This is a genomic window from Pectobacterium zantedeschiae, assembly GCF_004137795.1.
Classification (GTDB): domain Bacteria; phylum Pseudomonadota; class Gammaproteobacteria; order Enterobacterales; family Enterobacteriaceae; genus Pectobacterium; species Pectobacterium zantedeschiae.
Genome location: NZ_NWTM01000005.1, coordinates 118,108 through 138,524, shown reverse-complemented (window position 1 = coordinate 138,524; position 20,417 = coordinate 118,108). Strand labels below are relative to the sequence as shown.

Sequence of the window (20,417 nt, the reverse complement as noted above, 5' to 3'; positions counted from 1 at the left end):
GTTGGAAACGAACTCGGGGAAAGATCGTTTAGCTTGCAGCGAAGGCCATGTCACCTTTTATTTGAATGAATGATGTTAGTTGGGGATTATTTTTCATATGGCCGTGATTGTCTTGATTTGAATGACATTCAATGCAAAGTGCTTGTAAATTGTTTTTGTTATTATTATTTTTTTGTCCATCGCGGTGGTGGACATGTAAAAATTTATTTAAATCTTTACGTTCAAGAATTATTTTGCAAATTGCACATTGCCAATTAACTGACTCTCGATATTGTTTTGATATTATCTGGAAATCTTTGGAGTAATCATTAATCGGAGCGGTAACGTCATTATGCTCGGCATTGTATGTCGTTGCTGAATTTGGATAAACGCTAAAAAATTCTCTTAGATCAAAATTAGAAAAAATATTTTCTCTATCCTGATATTTTCTAGAGTAGTTTTTCCAATTTAATGTTTCGAGACAAAATTTACATACATCTAAACTTTCCTCTCTAGTGATCCACTCTGTTTTTTCAGTATTCTGTGATTTTATTGTAAAAAGACCATCACTGCGGGTGGCTGCAACGTATCTTCCACTCTTATTATTTTCCCACATTCTTTGTAATGTTTTACAGTTTGCCAAGTGATATTTTGGCAAACTCATACTCCCACCATAAGATGCAACGTCTCTTATATGAAGAATAACGCGTTTATCTTTATAATTAATAGTGTTGTCACTATTAATTTCTATTTCTAATATATCAATGTCTTTTCCTGTTGTTGAAAGTATTTTATCAAGAACAAGTGCATCCATTTTTATATTAGCGATTGGTGGGATAATCTCCGCTTTCATTTCCTTGCGTAGCTTATTGAAAATTGGCGATTCAAGAAAATCGGGAAGTTGAGAGACGAGAAACGAATCCATTATATTTTACTCCCTTTTTCTACAATATTGGCTACCTGGCGTTCAACATTCGTCCGGACACGAAATTCTACTCGTTGAGAACGCGCACTATCTTCAACCTGCTTTGGGGATGTGATCGTTTTCCCTTCTTTATCAATGGGCTTTGCTGAAGAAAACCCAATGGCGCGAACGTGATTTTTAAACCAACTTAAGGTACTTTTAGAGTCTGAAACAGCGGGCATATTCATAATATATGACAGAGTTGTCCGAGTTCTTGACTGAGATAGTTCCATGTTATGAAAATAAGCATCATTTTCACTTACACCAGTTCGCCACATCGTTGATGTATGTCCCTCAATGCGTATTTCCTCAATATTATTGATATATTTTTTATCAGTCATAATACTAAGATAGCGAGGAATAAATTCATCTAAGATACTTTTAAACTCCGGTTTTAGCTCAGAGGAACTGGTCGTAAATAAAATATTTGGCTCTTGAAACCGCACTGTTAGATCTTCGTCGATTGTCGCGTGCCAACGTTTTAGATCGTCCTTGAATTCATGCTGTAAGGCTTGGCCGAGCCCTTGTAGGGTATTTTTATATACTGATGGGATTTTAACCATCTCCTGTACTTTTATCATATAGACAACGGAGATAAGTAAAAATATCATCATCAGGGAGGTCATTAAATCACTCAGGCTAATCCAAAAATCCTCTTTATCTGCTTTTGGGCGAACCAGTAATGGGTTACTCATCTGTTATCCTCTTAAATTCTCTGATAGACGTACGACATCTCTTAGTTTTTCTGTTAGAGGATCGTAATCTTGTACAAATTTAGAGGATAGCGCTCCTAATTGTTGCCCGAGGCTATCGAGAGATTTTTTCAACGCAGCAGCTAAAGCTGCATCTAATGTTTGAACTTGTTGTTCCGTTTTCTTACTCAGCTCGACAATATTATTCGTAACATCTTCATTGTGTCGCTGCATATATTTAGTGAGATCTTGAGAAAGACGTACTACTTGTTCTTGTAGCTCTTTTCCTGTTTGCTGAAAAGATTTTTGCATTTCCTGATTTTGATTTTTTATCGCATCGGACATAGCTTTCGAGCTACCTATCATCTGGTTGCTAAAGTCTGCTGCTGAGGATTCCAATGTTTGCGTTACAGTATAAATACTATCTCCAATGACTGTGGCAGAGGCTGTAGCCCCGTTTCTCACATCCTCTATAATAGCCATGATTCCTTTTTCTATTTCGGGGATGCCTGTTTTTGATGATTCAATTAATTCTGCTAATTGTTTTAGATTTTCTTCTATACCTTTTTCTAAACTGGAGGCTGTCCCAATCGTTTGATGAATATCTCTTGCAACTTGAGTAAACGATTCGGATTGTGTCATTATTTCAGTAAAGGATTGGGTCGCTTGCTGCATATTCGTAGTTGTTTGAGTTTGTTGCTCAATCATCTCTCGCATTTGCAGACTGTATTGTTGTTGCCATTCATTTATTTTACCGACAGCTTCATTTAACTGTTTGAAGTTATCGCCAAATTGCTCACCAATTTTCTCATTAAAATCATGAATAACTTCTTTTAACGCTTCAATTAATGCTTTTGAGTTGTTTTCAGTTTGATTTTTTGCAAACTCAGTAAATGCGTTATGTATATTGGTCAGTTGAGTACTTTGATTGCTGCTCATTTTTTGTAGCTCTGCTAGCAGAGAAATACTATTTTTCTCTGTAGTAGAGTGTAATAGTTTAATCGATTCTGTAGAAAACTGTAGGTGTTGAACAATATCGTCAATTGTTGAATCAGTGGGTATCAGTTGGTTGTTTTTTGTCCTTACACCACGAAACGCATAGCGCCATTTTATAATTAATGCGCAAGCAACACCCACAAAAGAGGCCCAAAATGCAGTTTTGATGCCATTAATCAGCGTAGGTAAGCTATTTTCCACATCATTCATATCGAATGATGCCAAGCCTAACGCAATCCCAAGGAAGGTTGCCAATATTCCTATAGTAATGAGGATCCCTGGTGACTCATGGGCTTTCTTCTCGGTAAAATTCCAGTTGCTATAAATGAAGTAGGCAAGGATTACAGCAATAAAAAACCATGTGTCAAGGGGTAATATACTAAGCATAGAGTAGTCAAATTGTCCGTTTGTTAAAAATAAAGCTATCGTGCTAAAAGAGTCACTTTTTATTTATTTAAGGTAGTAAATTGTATATTCGTTACCTTGTTAATAGTTTCATTTTGCAATCTATTTTTTCATATTGTCGAGTAACCTCATATTTTGGCGATTTTTATTATTCGGATGAAAAATGCGAGATGAAACGCAATTTTAATAATATGTGTTCGATTAAACAATAACCATACTGGTTTTTATTTCTCTTGAACGCCAGGCTTGGCCTTTTTCTGCATAGCCAGACTGATTCGACTATGCTTATGTCGTAGAAAATCTTGTCATGGAAAATCCGTCGCTAGCGTGTTCCTGTCCGTATAAAGCACGGCTGGTGGGGCAGTAAGCATAACAGGAGTAGGGAATGAGAAGGCTGATAACGTATCGTTCACGCTGGCTGCTGCCAGTTCTGGTTATTCTGGCGGCATTGCAGCTTGCTGCCTGTGGTGACAGCGAAGCTGAGCAGCGGAAGGCATTTATTGCGTTCCTGCAAAGTGTGCAGTCGCAGCAGGATGGAAGACTGCCAGCATTGACGGAAGAGCAAAAGAAGAATTTTGGCAATTTCACCAACGATTACGCAATTTTAACCACCTTTTCTCAGCAGTTTGATCAGGCCGTGTCCGGCAGTTTGACACCGATGCTGGGGCAAATTTCCCGTATTCGCGTCCCTAAGGACTATCTGACACAGCGTGATGCACTAAGGCAATCTGTCGGAACCATGAGCCTGTTGACGCAGCATGTTCAGGCGGCAAAAGCGCAGGCTGACAATGCCCACCGCACATTAAAGCAGCCTGAAGAGGTGCAAATTCCTTATGAGCGCTTGTATGCGCGCACGGTAATACAGCCTACTAATGCGTTGTTGCCGGCTATTCCGAATGCTACGTCGTTTGCACAAAGCCTGATTCAGATTGGGGATTTCCTTCAGGCTCAGGGCGATCAGGCCGTATTTAACGGTGCGTCTGTGCAATTTCGTACGCCACAGCAAGTGGCGCAATATAACGGTATGGTGGCAGCATTACCCGTTCAGCAGCAAAATTTAATGAATGCGCTCAGAGGGGTAAATGGCGTGAATTATCCCTAATAGCCTCTTTTAGTGAGCCGATCTTAGTGGGTAGGTTTTCTGGATAAGATGAGTTTGGCTGGCGAGAGGGAAAAATAAATTGTGATTAACATCACATAAACAAAACAAACAAGGGTCTTTAAAGTGTGATGTAAATCACATATAAGACGCCGTGTTTGTCTACAAATCTGTTTAGTTTTTCATTTTTAACGGTTTTTTGTGAAGTAAATCACCTATTTGTATCGTTGATGTAGGGTGGTTGTGTGATTTTTGTCACGTTGCTGCCATGAGGTTGCGGTATGAAAACAGCGTGTTAGAGTCCGCGCTGCATACAGTAATAATGACGGAAATTTTCTTGTGGCAATCAGTGTTTTTATAGCCACGCCGTCTCACGATAATTACCACGCGCTCTTATTGTCAGCGCGTTTCAATAGGGGTGTGTTTTTATGCTTTCACCAGATATTAAGATCAAAGTGCAAAACTTTGGCCGCTTCCTCAGCAATATGGTGATGCCCAATATTGGCGCATTTATCGCCTGGGGTATTATTACCGCACTGTTTATCCCAACTGGCTGGATTCCCAATGAAACGTTGGCGAAGCTTGTCGGTCCAATGATTACGTATTTGCTGCCATTGCTGATTGGTTATACCGGCGGACGCTTGGTATTTGGTGAGCGTGGTGGTGTGGTGGGTGCAATTACGACGATGGGTGTGATCGTCGGAACCGATATCCCGATGTTCCTCGGCGCAATGATCGTAGGTCCGTTGGGCGGCTGGGCGATCAAACGTTTTGACCGCATGGTCGATGGTAAAATCAAGAGCGGCTTTGAAATGCTGGTCAACAACTTCTCTGCCGGTATTATCGGTATGTTGTTGGCAATTCTGTCGTTCTTAGCAATTGGCCCGCTGGTTGAAGTCTTCTCTCAGGTGCTGGCTTCCGGCGTTAACCTGATGGTACAGAACAACCTGCTGCCGTTTACGTCCATCTTTGTTGAACCTGCAAAAATTCTGTTCCTGAACAACGCTATTAACCACGGTATCTTCTCACCGCTGGGCATTCAGCAGGCGACGGAAACCGGCAAATCTATTTTCTTCCTGATCGAAGCGAACCCAGGCCCAGGTATGGGCGTGCTGATGGCTTATATGTTCTTCGGTCGTGGTAACGCGAAAGAGTCAGCACCGGGTGCGGCGATTATCCACTTCCTGGGTGGTATTCACGAAATTTACTTCCCTTACGTGCTGATGAATCCACGTCTGATTATTGCGGTGATCCTGGGCGGGATGACTGGCGTGTTTACGCTGAGCGTGTTGGGTGGTGGTTTGGTTTCACCTGCGTCCCCAGGTTCAATTCTGGCAGTGTTAGCGATGACGCCAAAAGGTGCTTATTTCGCTAACCTCGCAGCCATTGCTGCGGCTTTCGCGGTGTCCTTTATCGTGTCAGCGATTCTGTTGAAAAGCACCAAGCAAAAAGAAGAAGATCTGGGCGACGCGACGCGCCGCGTGCAGGAAATGAAAGCCTCTTCCAAAGGTGCAGCAGCGAGCACTGGTGTCAGCGGCGACATGAGCACCGTGCGTAAAATCATCGTAGCGTGCGACGCCGGTATGGGTTCCAGCGCGATGGGCGCAGGTGTGCTGCGCAAGAAAGTGCAGGATGCCGGGCTGACCAATATTTCGGTGACTAACAGCGCGATCAATAGTCTTCCAGACGATGTTGATTTGGTTATTACCCACCGCGATCTGACCGAGCGTGCGATGCGTCATGCGCCGCAGGCACAGCATATTTCGCTGACCAACTTCCTTGATAGTGGTCTGTATAGCGATCTGGCCGCCCGTCTTGTGGCAGCGCAAGGGGTCTCGAAGCCTGAAACTGTCGCGGCACCAGCACCAGCGGTAGCCGATGTACAAACGAACCTGTTCCAACTGGGGGCGGGTAATGTGTTCCTGAATCAGCATGCGACACACAAAGAGCAGGCAATCCGCTTTGCTGGTGAGCAACTGGTAAAAGGCGGCTATGTCGAACCTGAGTATGTTGAAGCCATGCTGGAACGCGAAAAACTGACTTCCACCTATCTGGGTGAATCGATTGCCGTGCCACACGGCACGATTGAAGCGAAAGACCGCGTGCTGAAAACGGGCGTTGTCTTCTGCCAATACCCTGAAGGCGTTCGTTTTGGCGATGAAGAAGATGAAGTCGCTCGCCTGGTTATCGGTATTGCTGCCCGCAATAACGAACATATTCAAGTCATTACCAGCCTGACCAACGCGCTGGATGATGATGCCGTCATTGAACGTCTAGCACATACCCAGGATGTTCAGGAAGTACTCGACTTACTCTCTGGTAAAAAGAGTGCCTAATTGACGTGGCTAGTGCCGCCTTCGGGCGGCCTCTTTTTATGTTTTTTTAAGGTTATGTCTCATGAAAGCATTACATTTTGGCGCAGGTAATATCGGCCGTGGGTTTATTGGTAAACTGTTGGCGGATGCCAACGTCGAACTGACATTCGCTGACGTCAATCAGCTGCTGCTGGATGCGCTCAACAGTCGTAAAAGCTATGCGGTGCGTATTGTTGGCGATAACACACAGGTTGATACCGTCAGCAACGTCAGTGCTGTTCACAGCGGTGGTCAGGATGCTGTCGCATTAATTGCTGTGGCCGATCTGGTGACAACCGCAGTAGGGCCGCAGATTCTGGAAAAAATCGCCGGAACTATCGCTCAGGGGCTGGTTAAACGTCATGACGACGCCAACACCCGGCCGTTGAACATTATCGCCTGTGAAAATATGGTGCGTGGCACCAGCCAGTTAAAACAGCATGTTCTGAAACTGCTGCCGGAAGCCCATCAGGAATGGGTTGTCGAGCATGTGGGATTCGTGGATTCCGCTGTGGACCGCATTGTGCCTCCTTCTGAAGCGGGCAGCGATGATGTATTGGCGGTGACGGTAGAAACCTTCAGCGAATGGATCGTTGATAAAACGCAGTTCTGCGGTGAACCGCCAGCGATTCCCGGTATGGAGCTGACCGACAATCTGATGGCGTTTGTTGAACGTAAACTGTTCACGCTTAATACTGGCCATGCGATTACGGCCTACCTCGGCCAGCAGGCACGTCATCAAACAATCCGTGATGCGATCCTTGACCCGAAAGTTAGAGCCGTGGTCAAAGGCGCAATGGAAGAGAGCGGGGCGGTACTTATCAACCGTTACGGTTTTGATGCGGATAAGCATGCTGCCTATATCAACAAAATTCTCAGCCGCTTTGAAAATCCTCATCTACATGATGATGTGGATCGCGTTGGTCGCCAGCCGCTGCGTAAGCTGAGCGCCGGTGACCGTCTGATCAAGCCGTTGCTCGGAACGCTGGAATACCATTTACCACATGACAACCTGATTACCGGTATTGCTGCCGCGATGCATTATCGTAGCGAACAGGATCCACAGGCGCTGGAACTGGCCGAGTTAATTCGTACACAAGGGCCGCAGGCGGCGCTTGTGCAGATTTCTGGTCTGGATGCGAATAGCGAGGTTGTCGCGCAAGCAGTGAATGTGTATAACGCCATGCAGTAATCGGCGCGTCTCGGCACAAGGCAAGTGTGGTCTTTTCGACACGGTGAAATGTATACGGGCGACGTCGGGGATTGGATGTCGCCACACCTGCCGGTAAGCATGCTACCGAGATGGGTATGCTGTGCGGGTTTAAAGGGTCGAGAAGTGACGATGGAAGAAACACAGGCGTTTGAAAACCGGGTTCTGGAAGCGCTGAACTCAGGGAAGACTGTGCGCGATTTTATGCTCTGCGCCGTTGAACTGCTGGCTGAGGCGGCCAGTATCCTGATGTTGCAGGTATTCCGTAAAGACGACTATGCGGTGAAGTATGCCGTTGAACCCCTGATGACGGGAACGGGCCCGCTGGGCGATCTTTCCGTGCGCCTGAAATTGATTTATGGCCTGGGGATGATCAGCCGTAAAGAGTATGAAGATGCGGAACTGTTAATGGCGCTGGGCGACGAGCTAGCACATGACGATCGGCATTATCGTTTTACCGATGATGAAATTTTAGGGCCCATTGGCGAGCTGCACTGCGTTGTGGCGTTGCCCGCAGAACCCGCGTTACCGCCGGGGGCGGACGCCGATCCCCTTCTGGTGAATATGCAACAGCAGCGTTATCAGCAGATGGTACGTTCCACGCTGGTTTTATCCCTGACTACATTGATTGCGCAAATTAGTCTGAAAAAAGCGTTTTAACCCTATTTCCTCGGTATCACGTCACTGCGTCAGCCAAGAGTATAGTGTATGCTGTGCCCCGCATTATTCTCCCGTTATATAGGTTATCTTTTATGAAAGAGCAGGAAAAAGCAGAGATCAAACGGCTCAGCGACCAATTGGATAAGCTGACGCATAAGCAGACCACGCTGCTGGCACAAGGTGACGCCGAAGCCATCGCCCTCAATCTGGAGGCCTGCGAGAAGCTAACGGCTGAAATTGAGCGCCTGCGTAACGTGAGAGAACAGAAACTCAGCAAAGAAGCACAGAAATTGGCGAACTTACCTTTCAACCGTGCGATTACTAAAAAAGAGCAGGCTGATATGGGAACGTTGAAGAAAAACGTTCGCGGTTTGGTGATTGTGCATCCGATGACGGCACTCGGTCGCGAGATGGGTTTAAAAGAGATGACAGGCTACGCGCCGAAATCGTTCTGAGGTTTTTTCTCTGCACTGGTGGAGGAGAGTGATGGACGCGTTATCGTGATTTATTGATGAAGCCCCTGTTGAACAGGGGCTTTGTTTTTTGCGGCTTCTTATAATAGATCAGCGCGGTGCGTGCAGACGATGCGTTTGGTTGTTAAACGCGATACCTGCGGGGGTATCGTCATGCTGTGCGTTGGCCAGACGGAAGACGGAAACCGCCTGTTTCAGCAGTCTTGCCTGCTCTTCCAGCGAGTCGGCGGCGGCAGAGGATTGTTCAACCAACGCGGCGTTCTGCTGCGTGGTGCTATCCATTTCAACAATTGCCTGATTAACCTGGGTAATTCCCCGACTTTGCTCATCCGATGCGGTGGCAATTTCGCCCATGATGTCATGCACCTGCGTGATAGACGTAACGATATCATTCATCGTTTTGCCAGCATTGCCGACCAGTGTCGCACCGCGTGATACCTGATTAACCGATTCAGAGATCAGGCCTTCAATTTCCTTCGCCGCCTGCGAACTACGCTGGGCAAGGCTACGGACTTCGCTAGCGACAACGGCGAAGCCACGACCTTGTTCACCGGCGCGAGCGGCTTCCACCGCAGCGTTCAATGCCAGAATGTTAGTCTGGAAGGCGATGCTATTGATGACGGACGTGATTTCCGCAATACGTTTAGAGCTGCTCTCAATCGCGGTCATGGTTTGCACCACGTTATTCACCTGCTCACCACCTTGTCTGGCGGTTTGGGACGCGCTGATTGCCAGTTTGTTGGCCTGGTGTGCGTTATCTGCGTTTTGCTTAACTGTCGCGGTGAGCTGTTCCATGCTGGCGGCGGTTTGCTCAACGGCAGCAGCCTGCTGTTCGGTCCGTGACGACAAATCTGTATTGCCCGCAACGATCTCGCTGGATGCGTTAGAAATCTGACTGACGCCAACGCGAATGTCGTCGATCATATTGTGCAGGTTGTCGTTCATCTTCGACATCGCACTCATCAACTGACCCAGCTCATCTTTACGAGTCGTGTTGATGGACATAGTAAGATCGCCTGTCGCGATTTTTTCAGCCATGCTCAATGTGTTGCCAAGCGGTGTCGTGATCTGACGTGAAATAAACCAGGAAATCAGCAGACCAAGCAGTAGTGTAATCAGTGCTGCGATGCTCATTTGCAGCGTGGCATTGTGAATATCTGCCTGTGAGGCCGCTAACTGATCGCTAAGCAGAGATTTAATGACGACATTCAACTGATCGGCGACAGCCTGCATTTGCCCTGCCTGCGCCATTTCGTCCTGATAGGCTGGCATATATGCCAACACTTGTTCTTCATAATTGTTCATGATCGTCAGAACTGGCGCCAGTGTGTCACGCTGTTCGGCAGACAGGCTCTGATATAGGAAGGTTAATGATGTTTGTGCTGCGTTGATGGAATCCGTCAGTTTTTCTTCGGATTCTTTATTGGTTGAAAGTAATAAGCCACGAACGTGGTAGCGAACGGCAATCAGTTTTTGGTTCAGGTCAGAAAGTAATAATTGAAGCGTAGTGCTGTTATTGTCTGTCTTTAATTGGTCATTCAGCTGTTGCAGTGGTTTTTCTGTCGTTGAGATATTCCAGCTTTTTCTGACGGCGTCTTTGGTGCTTACTGCATTAATATAACCTTTTTGTTTTTCCTGGTAGCTGGTAATTAATGTAGGGATGCTGGCTATTTTCTTGGCGTCGCTTTCCGGCCAGGTAAATTCTTTTGCTTTTTCAGCGAGTTTACTAACATTAGAAATGTGCTCAATGTTCTTTTTTATATCATCAGGATTATAGGTGGTGCCGTATAATGCACGGTAATATTTAGCCTGGTTAATTTCATCATTGATATTGTTGCTTAAATTAACTTTATCAATACTGTCTTTCAGCGAGCTTATATGCATAATACCCGCGCCGGCAATCACCATGGTCATCAGCAGAATCAGGAAAAAGCCTAATCCTAATTTTTTACCGACTTTTAGATTGTCAAAATTCATAGCCATCACATTTCACCACTATATCGTATTGAGCCAAATTCACTATCCTGATGCACACTTGGTTAGCGGTGTTAGCATCTCGGATTACCGCATGCCAAGCTTATCTCTGCAAAACAACATGATAAAAACCCGCAGTAGATATCGGCACTCTACTCTGAAACTTTACGCGCCGCCTGCTTTTCGGGTTTGAAGCCTGCGTACTAGCAGAAATGAGTAAACCGCGTGAGATCGCGGCTAGTCGATCGTGTGTGCTGATGGGGGAATAGCGAGAGAAGAGAAACAGAACATACGAGGTGAGGCATAATAAAAAACTGGAATAACAAGCGATTATTCCAGTCTCTATTCAAACACGGAAGGAGCCTGATGGTATCAGGTATCCAACGGTTTTATTTTTTCGCGCTAGCGAAACGAGCTGAGGCTTCGTCCCAGTTCAGCACGTTCCAGAATGCTTTAGCATAATCTGGGCGACGGTTTTGGAATTTCAGGTAGTAAGCGTGTTCCCATACGTCCAGACCGACGATTGGGTAGCCAGAGGTACCAGAAATAGCTTCACCCATCAGCGGGCTGTCTTGGTTTGCAGTAGAGACTACAGCCAGTTTGCCGTCGTCTTTCAGAACCAGCCAAGCCCAGCCTGAACCGAAGCGGGTTGCTGCTGCTTGCTCAAATTTTTCTTTAAACGCATCGACGCTGCCGAAATCGCGTTCGATTGCTGCTTTCAGATCGCCAGTCAGCGTAGTACCTACTTTCAGGCCTTTCCAGAACAGGCTGTGATTAGCGTGGCCGCCAGCGTTGTTACGCAGTGCTGCTTTTTTCTCAGCAGGGACTTTATCCAGTTGAGCAATCAGCTCTTCAACAGACAATTTAGCCAGCTCAGGCAGAGATTCCAGCGCGGCATTAGCATTATTGACGTAAGCCTGATGGTGTTTGGAATGGTGAATTTCCATCGTTTCTTTGTCGAAATGCGGTTCCAGTGCGTCATAAGCATAAGGCAGCGATGGCAGTGAATAACTCATGTTTAGCATCTCCATGGTAAAAAAAATGTTACGGCACTGTTCTATGAGTACCGCGTAAGCAATACGTTCATTATAGTTAATTAAATGATATTGAAAATGATTATTCTCGATCTGATGTCGTGAGTTAGATTGCTTTACTTCATGATAACAAACGCTTATGTCGTTATCGCACTATGTAAAAACAAATTAATCTATACCCGCTATACCTCAAATTGCTTGTGTGTTGGCTGCGAGCCACCGCTATCCTGACAACAATGGTTTATTCACTTAGACGCTGTGGATGTGTGTAAATGGTCGCTTGCCCTGGTCGACAAAAACCCACCAAAGTCAGGTTGCAGCGTTGTGCGACGTCAACGGCGAGCGAGGTTGCCGCAGAGACAGCAAACAAGATTTCTACGCCACACATGGCGGATTTTTGGACCATTTCATAACTGGCTCGGCTGGAAACCAGTGCGGCACCCTGTTGCCACCCTTGTTTGGCTCGGGCACCAAGCAGTTTATCCAGCGCCACATGACGGCCGACATCTTCGCTTCCCCCTGATAGCGTGCCGTCTGGTGCTACCCAACTTGCAGCGTGAGTACAGCCTGTCATCTGGCCGATCTTCTGCACATCACGTAGCCGCATCAGCGCGTTTTCAAGTTTGCTGAGGGAAAATGTCTGTGTGAAGGGTAGAGGTGCAATCGGCTTGCCGATTTCTGCTAGCTGCTCTACGCCACATACGCCACAGCCTGTGCGGCCATCCATCGATCTGCGTCGTTCTTTTAGACCGGCAAAGCGTCGACTCGAAAGCTCAATGTGAACTTCAATACCGTTACAGACGGGCTGTACATCAATGCCGTAAATATCTGCCGGTGATTGAATAATGCCTTCAGATAGGGAGAACCCGAGAGCGAATTGTTCTAACTCCTTCGGTGATGCCATCATAACGACATGCGAGATACCGTTATAAACCAGCGCCACGGGCACTTCTTCCGCCAGCCAATCGGGCTGTGGCTGATGAAGCGAATCGGGATGATAGACCGAATGTTGCGTTGCGCCTTTGAGGGCGGCGTCCGCTTGTGAATGAACCCCTTTCACCTGAAATACCTGCATGTTAGTAACCATGGAAATTGAAAGTATTATACCCGTCATACTTTAAGTTGCATGTGCGTTGGCTGGTCAAATTCGTTCCCGACGAACTTGTCCTTCCCCTGCCGCGTTACGATGCTCATGGCTGAGCACAGCCTAAAGAGTTAACGCTTCGCGTTATTCAAAACGAATACATTTTGTCCCGACATTCGAACTATTTAGCGTATATCTCGCCGCGCCAGAAGAGGTGCGAATTTTTCTCCAGGAACATCGAGCGTGCTCGCATAGCAATATGTATTTTTCCTGTAATAGGAAAGAAACTGTGCGTTAACTCGAAGAGTTGCTTTCTTCTTTGGCTGACCCCTGTCGCTAACGTCATACCCCGTATAGGCTTCATATAACTGCTTACTGCTTGCCTCTTTTTTCACTGCGGCATGGCCGCTCACCCGGAAATGAAAAGGAGACTGAAATGGCACACGATAATCTCGAAGGTCGATCAGAGTTTGGCGAAGTCGGTTCTCTCAATCTGAAAAAACGCTATGACAATTTTATCGGTGGAGCTTGGGTTCCGCCTGATGCTGGTCAGTATTTTGTCAATTTGACGCCAGTGACGGGCCAACCGATGTGTGAAGTAGCCAGTTCGTCAACGCGAGATATTGACCACGCGCTGGATGCCGCTCACAAGGCAAAAGCGGAATGGGGTGGCCTGTCGGTGCAGGAACGGGCGCTGGTGCTTAACCGAATCGCTGACCGGATGGAGCAAAATCTTGAGCTGCTGGCGCAGGTAGAAACCTGGGATAACGGTAAGCCGATACGCGAAACCAGCGGGGCGGATGTGCCGTTGGCGATTGACCACTTCCGCTATTTCGCGGCCTGTATCCGGGCACAAGAGGGGGCGATCAGCGAAATTGATGGTGATACCGTGGCTTATCATTTTCATGAGCCTCTCGGTGTTGTCGGGCAAATCATTCCCTGGAATTTCCCGCTGCTGATGGCCTGTTGGAAGATGGCGCCTGCGCTGGCCGCCGGTAACTGCATTGTGCTGAAGCCTGCCAAACTGACGCCGATGTCGGTGCTGATTTTGATGGAGCTGATTCAGGATCTGCTGCCTGCGGGGGTCATTAATGTCGTCAATGGCTCGGGAAGTGAAATTGGTGAATATCTGGCGACGTCAAAACGCGTCGCGAAAGTTGCGTTCACCGGGTCAACCGAGGTGGGCCAGCAGATCATGAGCTATGCGGCGCAGAACGTGACGCCAGTAACGCTGGAGCTGGGCGGTAAATCGCCGAACATCTTCTTTGCCGATGTGATGGATAAGGAAGATAGCTTCTTTGACAAAGCGCTCGAAGGTTTCACACTGTTTGCCTTCAATCAGGGAGAGGTTTGTACCTGCCCAAGCCGTGCGCTGGTGCAGGAATCTATCTATGAGCGTTTTATGGAGCGTGCAATCAAGCGCGTTGAGGCTATCCGCATCGGTAACCCGCTGGACAGCAAAACCATGATGGGCGCACAGGTGTCAGCAGGCCAGCTCGACACCATCCTTAACTATATTGATATCGGTAAGAAAGAGGGCGCACGGGTGCTTACGGGCGGCCAACGCAAGGCGATGCCGGGTGGACTAGCGGAAGGCTATTATCTGGAGCCGACGATATTGTTTGGTAAAAACAGTATGCGCGTCTTTCAGGAGGAGATTTTCGGTCCAGTGCTGGCGGTAACAACGTTTAAAACGATGGAAGAAGCACTGGAGATAGCCAACGATACGGAATACGGTTTGGGTGCAGGCGTATGGAGCCGTAACGGTAATATTGCTTACCGAATGGGGCGCGGTATTCAGGCTGGTCGAGTTTGGACCAACTGTTATCACGCTTATCCGGCACATGCAGCCTTTGGGGGCTATAAGCAGTCCGGTATTGGGCGTGAGAACCATAAAATGATGCTGGAACACTATCAGCAAACCAAGTGCCTATTGGTGAGTTACTCTGACAAGCCGATGGGGTTGTTCTAACAGCATACGTCCTTAAAACCCTGCGCGCCTACCACTGTGGGTGGGTGCGCATCCATAGCGTAAATCGATACGCGTTTTCCGTGTTAATTCGTCCTGAGCACTCAGATTTGCCCGATTGTTAGTTGCTGATTATGGATAGTTGATTGTGTCGGCGCCTAACAACGGCTACGCTATTTTGAATAGCGCTTTGCTTTCAAGAGGTTGTGCATGACGGATAAGATCGGCTGGATTGATAACCTACGGGCGTTAGCCTGTATGATGGTCGTTCTGATTCATAGTACAACTTACTATATTACTGCGGGTGGCACGCCGGGTGACGGGCATTGGGATGTGGCGAATGTCCTGAACTCTGCTTCGCGCGTCTGCGTCCCGTTGTTTTTCATGATCTCGGGCTATTTATTCTTTGGTGAGCGTAGTGCGGGGAAAAAACACTTCCTGCGTATCGGCTTATGCCTGCTTTTTTACAGTACAGTCGCGCTGATCTATATCGCGACACTCACGCCGATTAATGGTCTGAATTCATTGCACCATGCGCTGCAAAAACCGATCTTTTATCACTTATGGTTTTTCTACGCCATTGTCGTGATTTATCTGCTCTCCCCACTGATTAACATCAAGCCAGTATCGGGCAAATATTTAGCGGTCTTGATTATCTTATTGGCTGTTGTCGCCAACCCCAATACGGGGCGGGTGGGGTTTGAAGGTTTTAAATTACTGCCTGTTAATCTCTATATTTACGGCGATACGTTTTACTACGTGCTGTATGCCGCATTGGGGCGTGCGTTGGGCATGTTGGACGTGCCAAAGAAAGTCGCGCTTGCCGCTATCCCATTCTTCATCGTGTGTGTCGCATTGATTGCGATGGGGACGAAGCACCACACATTATTGAATGATACGTTCACCCAGACGTTTTATATCTACTGTGGCCCGTTAGTTTTTCTGGCTGCGGTCAGCCTGTGGGTGGTGTTTAAGCAGTATTTTAGCCAGCGTGTTTTACCGGGTTTTGCCATCATTTCGCGCCATTCGCTGGCTATTTACGGTTTCCACGCGTTGATCATTCACTACCTGCGTACGCATGATGTGACACTGCCTGATCATCCAGTTCTCGATATCTTCTCTGTGTTTGCCATCGCGCTGGTGGCCAGCCTGCTGCTTTCGATGGCGCTACAGAAGATTGATTTGCGGCGCTGGGTGAGTTAACGAACTGTCCAGTACATTGGACGAACAGTGTTACATCAACGGACTAAGCTGTTGGTAGAGCGTTTTAAATGTGCGTCTCCGCTCGGCATAGTCGGCGTGGCGCTGGGTATTTGGCTGATGCACCTGCTCCAGTGGTAGCGGTGGCAAGAGTTCTGCCAGTGGCGTATGGGGATGCATAGCAATTTGCGCCAGACGGGCAGCCCCTAGCGCTGGCCCGACATCGCCTCCCGTGCGGTATTCCAGCGTTTGACCACTAATATCCGCCAACATTTGCCGCCAATAGACGCTACGCGCACCACCACCAATCAGCGTGATGCTATCGGGTCTTAGCCCGGTCATATGTAGTGCATCCATCCCGTCAGCAAGCGCAAATCCCACGCCTTCCAGTACCGCTTTTGCCAGCTCTACGCGACCATGCTGGTGGGTTAGCCCCCAGAATGCGCCTTTGGCATCGGGGTTATTATGTGGCGTACGCTCGCCGGAAAGATAGGGCAAGAACCACACCGGCGTTATCGTGTCATCGGTGGGTGACGAGGTGATTTCCTGCAAGAGTGCGGGTACGCTCTCAGCCTGTGTCAGGCGGGCGACCCAATCCAGGCAAGACGCCGCGCTTAACATCACCGACATCAGGTGCCAGGTATTCGGCAGTGCATGACAGAAGCTATGGACGGCATGCTGAGGATTGCTGAGAAAACCGTCGCTGACGGCGAAGTAAACGCCGGATGTGCCGAGAGACAGCATCGCCTGACCGGTTTGATACAGCCCGACGCCAATCGCGCCTGCTGCGTTATCTCCACCGCCAGCAATGACGGGGACGGGCTCCATACCCCAGCGGCTGGCGATATCAGGTCGCAGATAACCGGTAATTTGGCTGCTTTCATACAGCGTGGGCATATGCTCGCGGCTCAGTGAGCAGGCTTCCAGTAGAGCATCGCTCCAGTCTCGTTTGGCGACGTCCAACCAAAGGGTTCCTGCCGCATCGGACATATCGCTGGCAAACTCCCCTGTCAGACGCCAGCGGAGATAGTCTTTTGGTAGCAGGACCTTGTCGATTTGGCGAAAGATATCGCTTTCGTTTTCCTGCACCCATTTTAGTTTGGGGGCAGTAAAGCCCGGCATCATCAGGTTGCCAGTAATTTGGCGCGATGTCGGCACCTGCTGTTCTAGCGTTTTGCATTGAGCTGCGCTACGTCCGTCATTCCAGAGAATCGCAGGTCGCAACACGTTCTGGCGGGCGTCCAGCAAGGTCGCCCCGTGCATCTGCCCGGTCAAGCCCAGCGCTTTCACGGCGCGAAGGTTGTGCTTTGCTGCCAAGGCTTGTAGCGCTTGCTCTGTCGCCAGCCACCAGTCTTCAGGCGCTTGCTCCGACCAAAGCGGATGTGGACGAGAAATGTCCAGCGCAGCGCTATGGCTGGCGATCACCTTTCCTGTTTCATCCAGCAGGATGGCTTTAACACCGGACGTGCCCAGATCAATACCGATATACATAGTGGCTCCTGATAACCTCGTTCTACGGCAGTTTTTTAACCTGCCGTAGCAGGTAGGCGTACCGTTTTAACCAAACAGGTGGCGGTTAACCAGGTTTTCCAGCAATTCTTGCTGGCCACTCTGGTGCTGTGGTGCCAGTTGATGGCTTTCCGCATACTGAGCAAGCGATTCCAGCGACGCGTTGCCTTGCAGAATCTGCTGACCCAGTTCTCCGTTCCAGCCCGCGTAGCGCTTAGCAACAAGCTGATTGAGCTTATCATCTTCAATCATTCTGGCTGCGGCCTTGAGCGCCAGTGCCATCGTATCCATCGCGCCGATATGAGCATGGAAAAGGTCATAGCGATCGGTGCTCTGGCGGCGAACTTTGGCATCAAAGTTCAGTCCGCCCGTTGTGAAGCCGCCCGCTTTAAGAATTTCATACATGATCAGCGCGTTCTCTTCCACGCTGTTAGGGAACTGATCGGTGTCCCAGCCGAGCTGTGGATCGCCGCGATTCGCATCGACAGATCCGAAGACGCCCAGCGCGACAGCCGTGGCGATTTCATGGTGGAATGAATGGCCAGCCAGCGTCGCATGGTTGGCTTCCACGTTGACTTTAATCTCTTTTTCCAGCCCAAACTGTTTCAGGAAGCCATAAACGGTGGCGACATCGTAATCGTACTGGTGTTTGGTCGGTTCCTGTGGCTTTGGTTCAATCAGCAGCGTGCCCTGAAAACCGATTTTGTGTTTATGTTCGACAACCATTTGCATGAAGCGGCCAATCTGCTCGCGCTCCTGACGTAAGTCGGTATTGAGCAGGGTTTCATACCCTTCGCGCCCGCCCCATAACACATAGTTTTCACCGCCCAGCTTTTTAGTCGCGTTCATTGCCGTGAACACTTGTGTGGCCGCCCAAGCAAACACATCTGGGTCAGGACTGGTGGCCGCGCCTGCGCCATAGCGAGGATTGGTGAAACAGTTGGCGGTGCCCCATAGCAGCTTCACGCCGCTATCTTGCTGCTTTTCTGCTAGCACATCGGTGATTACCGCAAAGTTATGCAGATACTCTTTCAGCGAGTTCCCTTCCGGTGCGACATCGACATCATGAAAGCAGTAGTAAGGCACGCTTAGCTTTTGAAAAAATTCGAAGGCGATATCCGCTTTGCGCTTTGCCAGCTCCAGTGCATCACCGGACTGCTGCCACGGCCGGGCAAAGGATCCGACGCCGAACATATCCGAGCCGTTCCAGCAGAACGTGTGCCAATAAGCGACGGCAAAACGCAAATGATCCGCCATACGTTTACCGAGAATTTCCTGCTCGGGATTGTAGTGACGAAAGGCGAAGGGATTGTTGCTTTGGCTACCTTCATAACGGACTTTTTCGATCTGTTCAAAATAGGCTTGCATCGTTAACTCCTTAGAAACCACCCAGACGGAAGAGACGGGAATGTGAGTAATTTTCGGAGTGGATGAACGTTTCCTCAATTACGTTATTTCACACTGAAATTCAGAGAATTATTAAATGTGCGCTGTGTCGCAAAAATAACGGTGTTTTAATCTGAATACGCTTCGCAATGTGTAACAACGTAAAAATATGACTCGACAATAAAATATGACCCGTATCAAAAAACGGAAATTAAACCAAAAAACATAATTGAAGGATAAAAATCTGTAATTGATGGGGGAATGTTTAGCGACAATACTCATCTGGCTATTGCTATTGGAGTCTTATGCCCTGCATTTTAAATAAAAAAGGTACGCTATGATGAAAGTTAAACATTTTTTACTCTCAGCTTGTGCCGTATTCACTTTAGCTTGTCAGCCCGGATTCGCGAAAGATGTGAAAATAGGTATGGCGATTGATGATTTGCGCCTTGAACGCTGGCAGAAAGATCGCGATCTTTTTGTTGAGCAAGCCAAAAAGCAGGGCGCGGATGTTTTTGTTCAATCAGCAAACGGCAATGAAGCTACGCAAATTTCTCAAATAGAAAACATGATCAATCGCGGTGTCGATGTATTGGTTATTATTCCTTATAACGGTCAGGTACTTGGTAATGTTATTGCGGAAGCAAAACGTGAAGGAATAAAAGTTCTTGCTTACGATCGCATGATTAATAATGCAGACGTAGATTTTTATATTTCATTTGATAATGAAAAGGTTGGGGAGTTACAGGCGAAATATCTCGTCGATAAGGTTCCCGGCGGTAACTATTTCTTAATGGGTGGCTCACCCGTCGATAATAATGCGAAGCTGTTTCGTCAGGGGCAAATGAAAGTGCTCACGCCGTTGATCGAGAGCGGGAAGATCAAGGTGGTGGGCGATCAGTGGGTTGATGCCTGGCTACCAGAGAACGCGCTAAAAATTATGGAAAATGCGCTAACGGCGAACAGCAATAAGATTGATGCTGTCGTTGCGTCGAACGATGCCACGGCAGGCGGGGCGATTCAGGCGCTAGCCGCACAGGGATTAGCAGGGAAAGTGGCTATTTCTGGTCAGGATGCCGATTTGGCAGCAATCAAACGCATTGTGGCTGGGACGCAAACCATGACGGTCTATAAACCGATTAGCAAGCTGGCGAAAGATGCTGCAGATATTGCTGTGGCGCTTGGATCAGGTAAAACGCCAGAGTCTAACGCTAAACTAAACAATGGGTTGAAAGACATCCCTTCCTTCTTATTAACGCCAATTCCCGTCGATAAATCCAATATCGATTCCACCGTCATTGCTGATGGCTTCCACAAAAAAGCGGATGTGTATTAACGCGCTCCACAACCAATAGATTTCAGGATGCAGTAAAGAGAGTTACTGAGCCACGACATGACGTTGTGGCTCCCCACTGTCGCTGATGATGTC

The 20,417-nt window shown here is 48.0% G+C and carries 16 protein-coding genes; 8 read left to right on the top strand and 8 right to left on the bottom strand.

Annotated elements, in window-relative coordinates; translation table 11 throughout:
* Window positions 1-28: 28 nt before the first annotated feature.
* The 3 genes from CLR69_RS20500 to CLR69_RS20490 are packed head-to-tail and all read right to left on the bottom strand — an operon-like array spanning window position 29 to window position 3,018.
* The gene (locus CLR69_RS20500; protein WP_129713088.1) at window positions 29-904 is read right to left on the bottom strand and encodes an HNH endonuclease; all 876 of its coding nucleotides are present in this window, start codon (window positions 902-904) and stop codon (window positions 29-31) included.
* Window positions 904-1,638 (bottom strand): OmpA/MotB family protein, encoded by a 735-nt coding sequence (locus tag CLR69_RS20495; RefSeq protein WP_129713089.1) that lies wholly within the window; start codon window positions 1,636-1,638, stop codon window positions 904-906. Before CLR69_RS20495 ends, CLR69_RS20500 begins: the two co-directional genes overlap by 1 nt.
* Before the next feature lie 3 nt (window positions 1,639-1,641).
* Window positions 1,642-3,018, bottom strand: a complete 1,377-nt coding sequence (locus tag CLR69_RS20490) for a hypothetical protein (RefSeq protein WP_129713090.1) — start codon at window positions 3,016-3,018, stop codon at window positions 1,642-1,644.
* 403 nt (window positions 3,019-3,421) lie between these two features.
* On the opposite strand from CLR69_RS20490, the gene CLR69_RS20485 reads away from it, so the two are divergent.
* From CLR69_RS20485 to CLR69_RS20465, 5 genes are all read left to right on the top strand, one after another.
* Window positions 3,422-4,138: a DUF3053 domain-containing protein gene (locus CLR69_RS20485; protein WP_129713091.1), complete on the top strand. Its 717-nt coding sequence runs from the start codon at window positions 3,422-3,424 to the stop codon at window positions 4,136-4,138.
* A gap of 425 nt (window positions 4,139-4,563) precedes the next feature.
* Window positions 4,564-6,471: a PTS mannitol transporter subunit IICBA gene (locus tag CLR69_RS20480; protein ID WP_129709292.1), complete on the top strand. Its 1,908-nt coding sequence runs from the start codon at window positions 4,564-4,566 to the stop codon at window positions 6,469-6,471.
* A gap of 61 nt (window positions 6,472-6,532) precedes the next feature.
* Complete coding sequence (locus tag CLR69_RS20475) at window positions 6,533-7,681, top strand: mannitol-1-phosphate 5-dehydrogenase (RefSeq protein ID WP_129713092.1); 1,149 nt, start codon at window positions 6,533-6,535, stop codon at window positions 7,679-7,681.
* Window positions 7,682-7,780: 99 nt separating this feature from the next.
* A complete protein-coding gene (locus CLR69_RS20470) occupies window positions 7,781-8,359 on the top strand; it encodes an MltR family transcriptional regulator (RefSeq protein WP_165325095.1) in 579 nt (192 codons plus the stop codon).
* A 92-nt stretch (window positions 8,360-8,451) separates the two neighbouring features.
* The gene (locus CLR69_RS20465; RefSeq protein ID WP_129709283.1) at window positions 8,452-8,814 is read left to right on the top strand and encodes a YibL family ribosome-associated protein; all 363 of its coding nucleotides are present in this window, start codon (window positions 8,452-8,454) and stop codon (window positions 8,812-8,814) included.
* Window positions 8,815-8,922: 108 nt separating this feature from the next.
* On the opposite strand, the gene CLR69_RS20460 is transcribed toward CLR69_RS20465, so the two are convergent.
* The 3 genes from CLR69_RS20460 to fdhD form a co-directional block, all read right to left on the bottom strand.
* Window positions 8,923-10,815, bottom strand: a complete 1,893-nt coding sequence (locus CLR69_RS20460; protein ID WP_129709280.1) for a methyl-accepting chemotaxis protein — start codon at window positions 10,813-10,815, stop codon at window positions 8,923-8,925.
* Window positions 10,816-11,195: 380 nt separating this feature from the next.
* On the bottom strand, window positions 11,196-11,822 hold the full coding sequence (gene sodA, locus CLR69_RS20455; RefSeq protein ID WP_129709277.1) for a superoxide dismutase [Mn]: 627 nt from the start codon (window positions 11,820-11,822) through the stop codon (window positions 11,196-11,198).
* 259 nt (window positions 11,823-12,081) lie between these two features.
* Window positions 12,082-12,915, bottom strand: coding sequence for a formate dehydrogenase accessory sulfurtransferase FdhD (fdhD, locus tag CLR69_RS20450; protein WP_129713093.1), 834 nt, complete (start codon window positions 12,913-12,915; stop codon window positions 12,082-12,084).
* A gap of 445 nt (window positions 12,916-13,360) precedes the next feature.
* Between fdhD and exaC the strand changes: the two genes are divergently transcribed.
* Both exaC and CLR69_RS20440 read left to right on the top strand, forming a co-directional pair.
* The gene (exaC, locus tag CLR69_RS20445; protein ID WP_129709271.1) at window positions 13,361-14,896 is read left to right on the top strand and encodes an acetaldehyde dehydrogenase ExaC; all 1,536 of its coding nucleotides are present in this window, start codon (window positions 13,361-13,363) and stop codon (window positions 14,894-14,896) included.
* Between the two features lie 207 nt (window positions 14,897-15,103).
* Complete coding sequence (locus CLR69_RS20440) at window positions 15,104-16,096, top strand: acyltransferase (RefSeq protein ID WP_129713094.1); 993 nt, start codon at window positions 15,104-15,106, stop codon at window positions 16,094-16,096.
* Between the two features lie 30 nt (window positions 16,097-16,126).
* Here the strand turns inward: CLR69_RS20440 and xylB are convergent, their stop codons facing one another.
* Entirely contained in the window at window positions 16,127-17,584 is a 1,458-nt protein-coding gene (gene xylB, locus CLR69_RS20435; protein ID WP_129713095.1) for a xylulokinase, read from the bottom strand.
* Window positions 17,585-17,650: 66 nt separating this feature from the next.
* On the bottom strand, window positions 17,651-18,970 hold the full coding sequence (xylA, locus tag CLR69_RS20430) for a xylose isomerase (protein ID WP_129709262.1): 1,320 nt from the start codon (window positions 18,968-18,970) through the stop codon (window positions 17,651-17,653).
* Between the two features lie 358 nt (window positions 18,971-19,328).
* Between xylA and xylF the strand changes: the two genes are divergently transcribed.
* On the top strand, window positions 19,329-20,324 hold the full coding sequence (gene xylF / locus CLR69_RS20425) for a D-xylose ABC transporter substrate-binding protein (RefSeq protein ID WP_129713156.1): 996 nt from the start codon (window positions 19,329-19,331) through the stop codon (window positions 20,322-20,324).
* Window positions 20,325-20,417 lie beyond the last annotated feature (93 nt).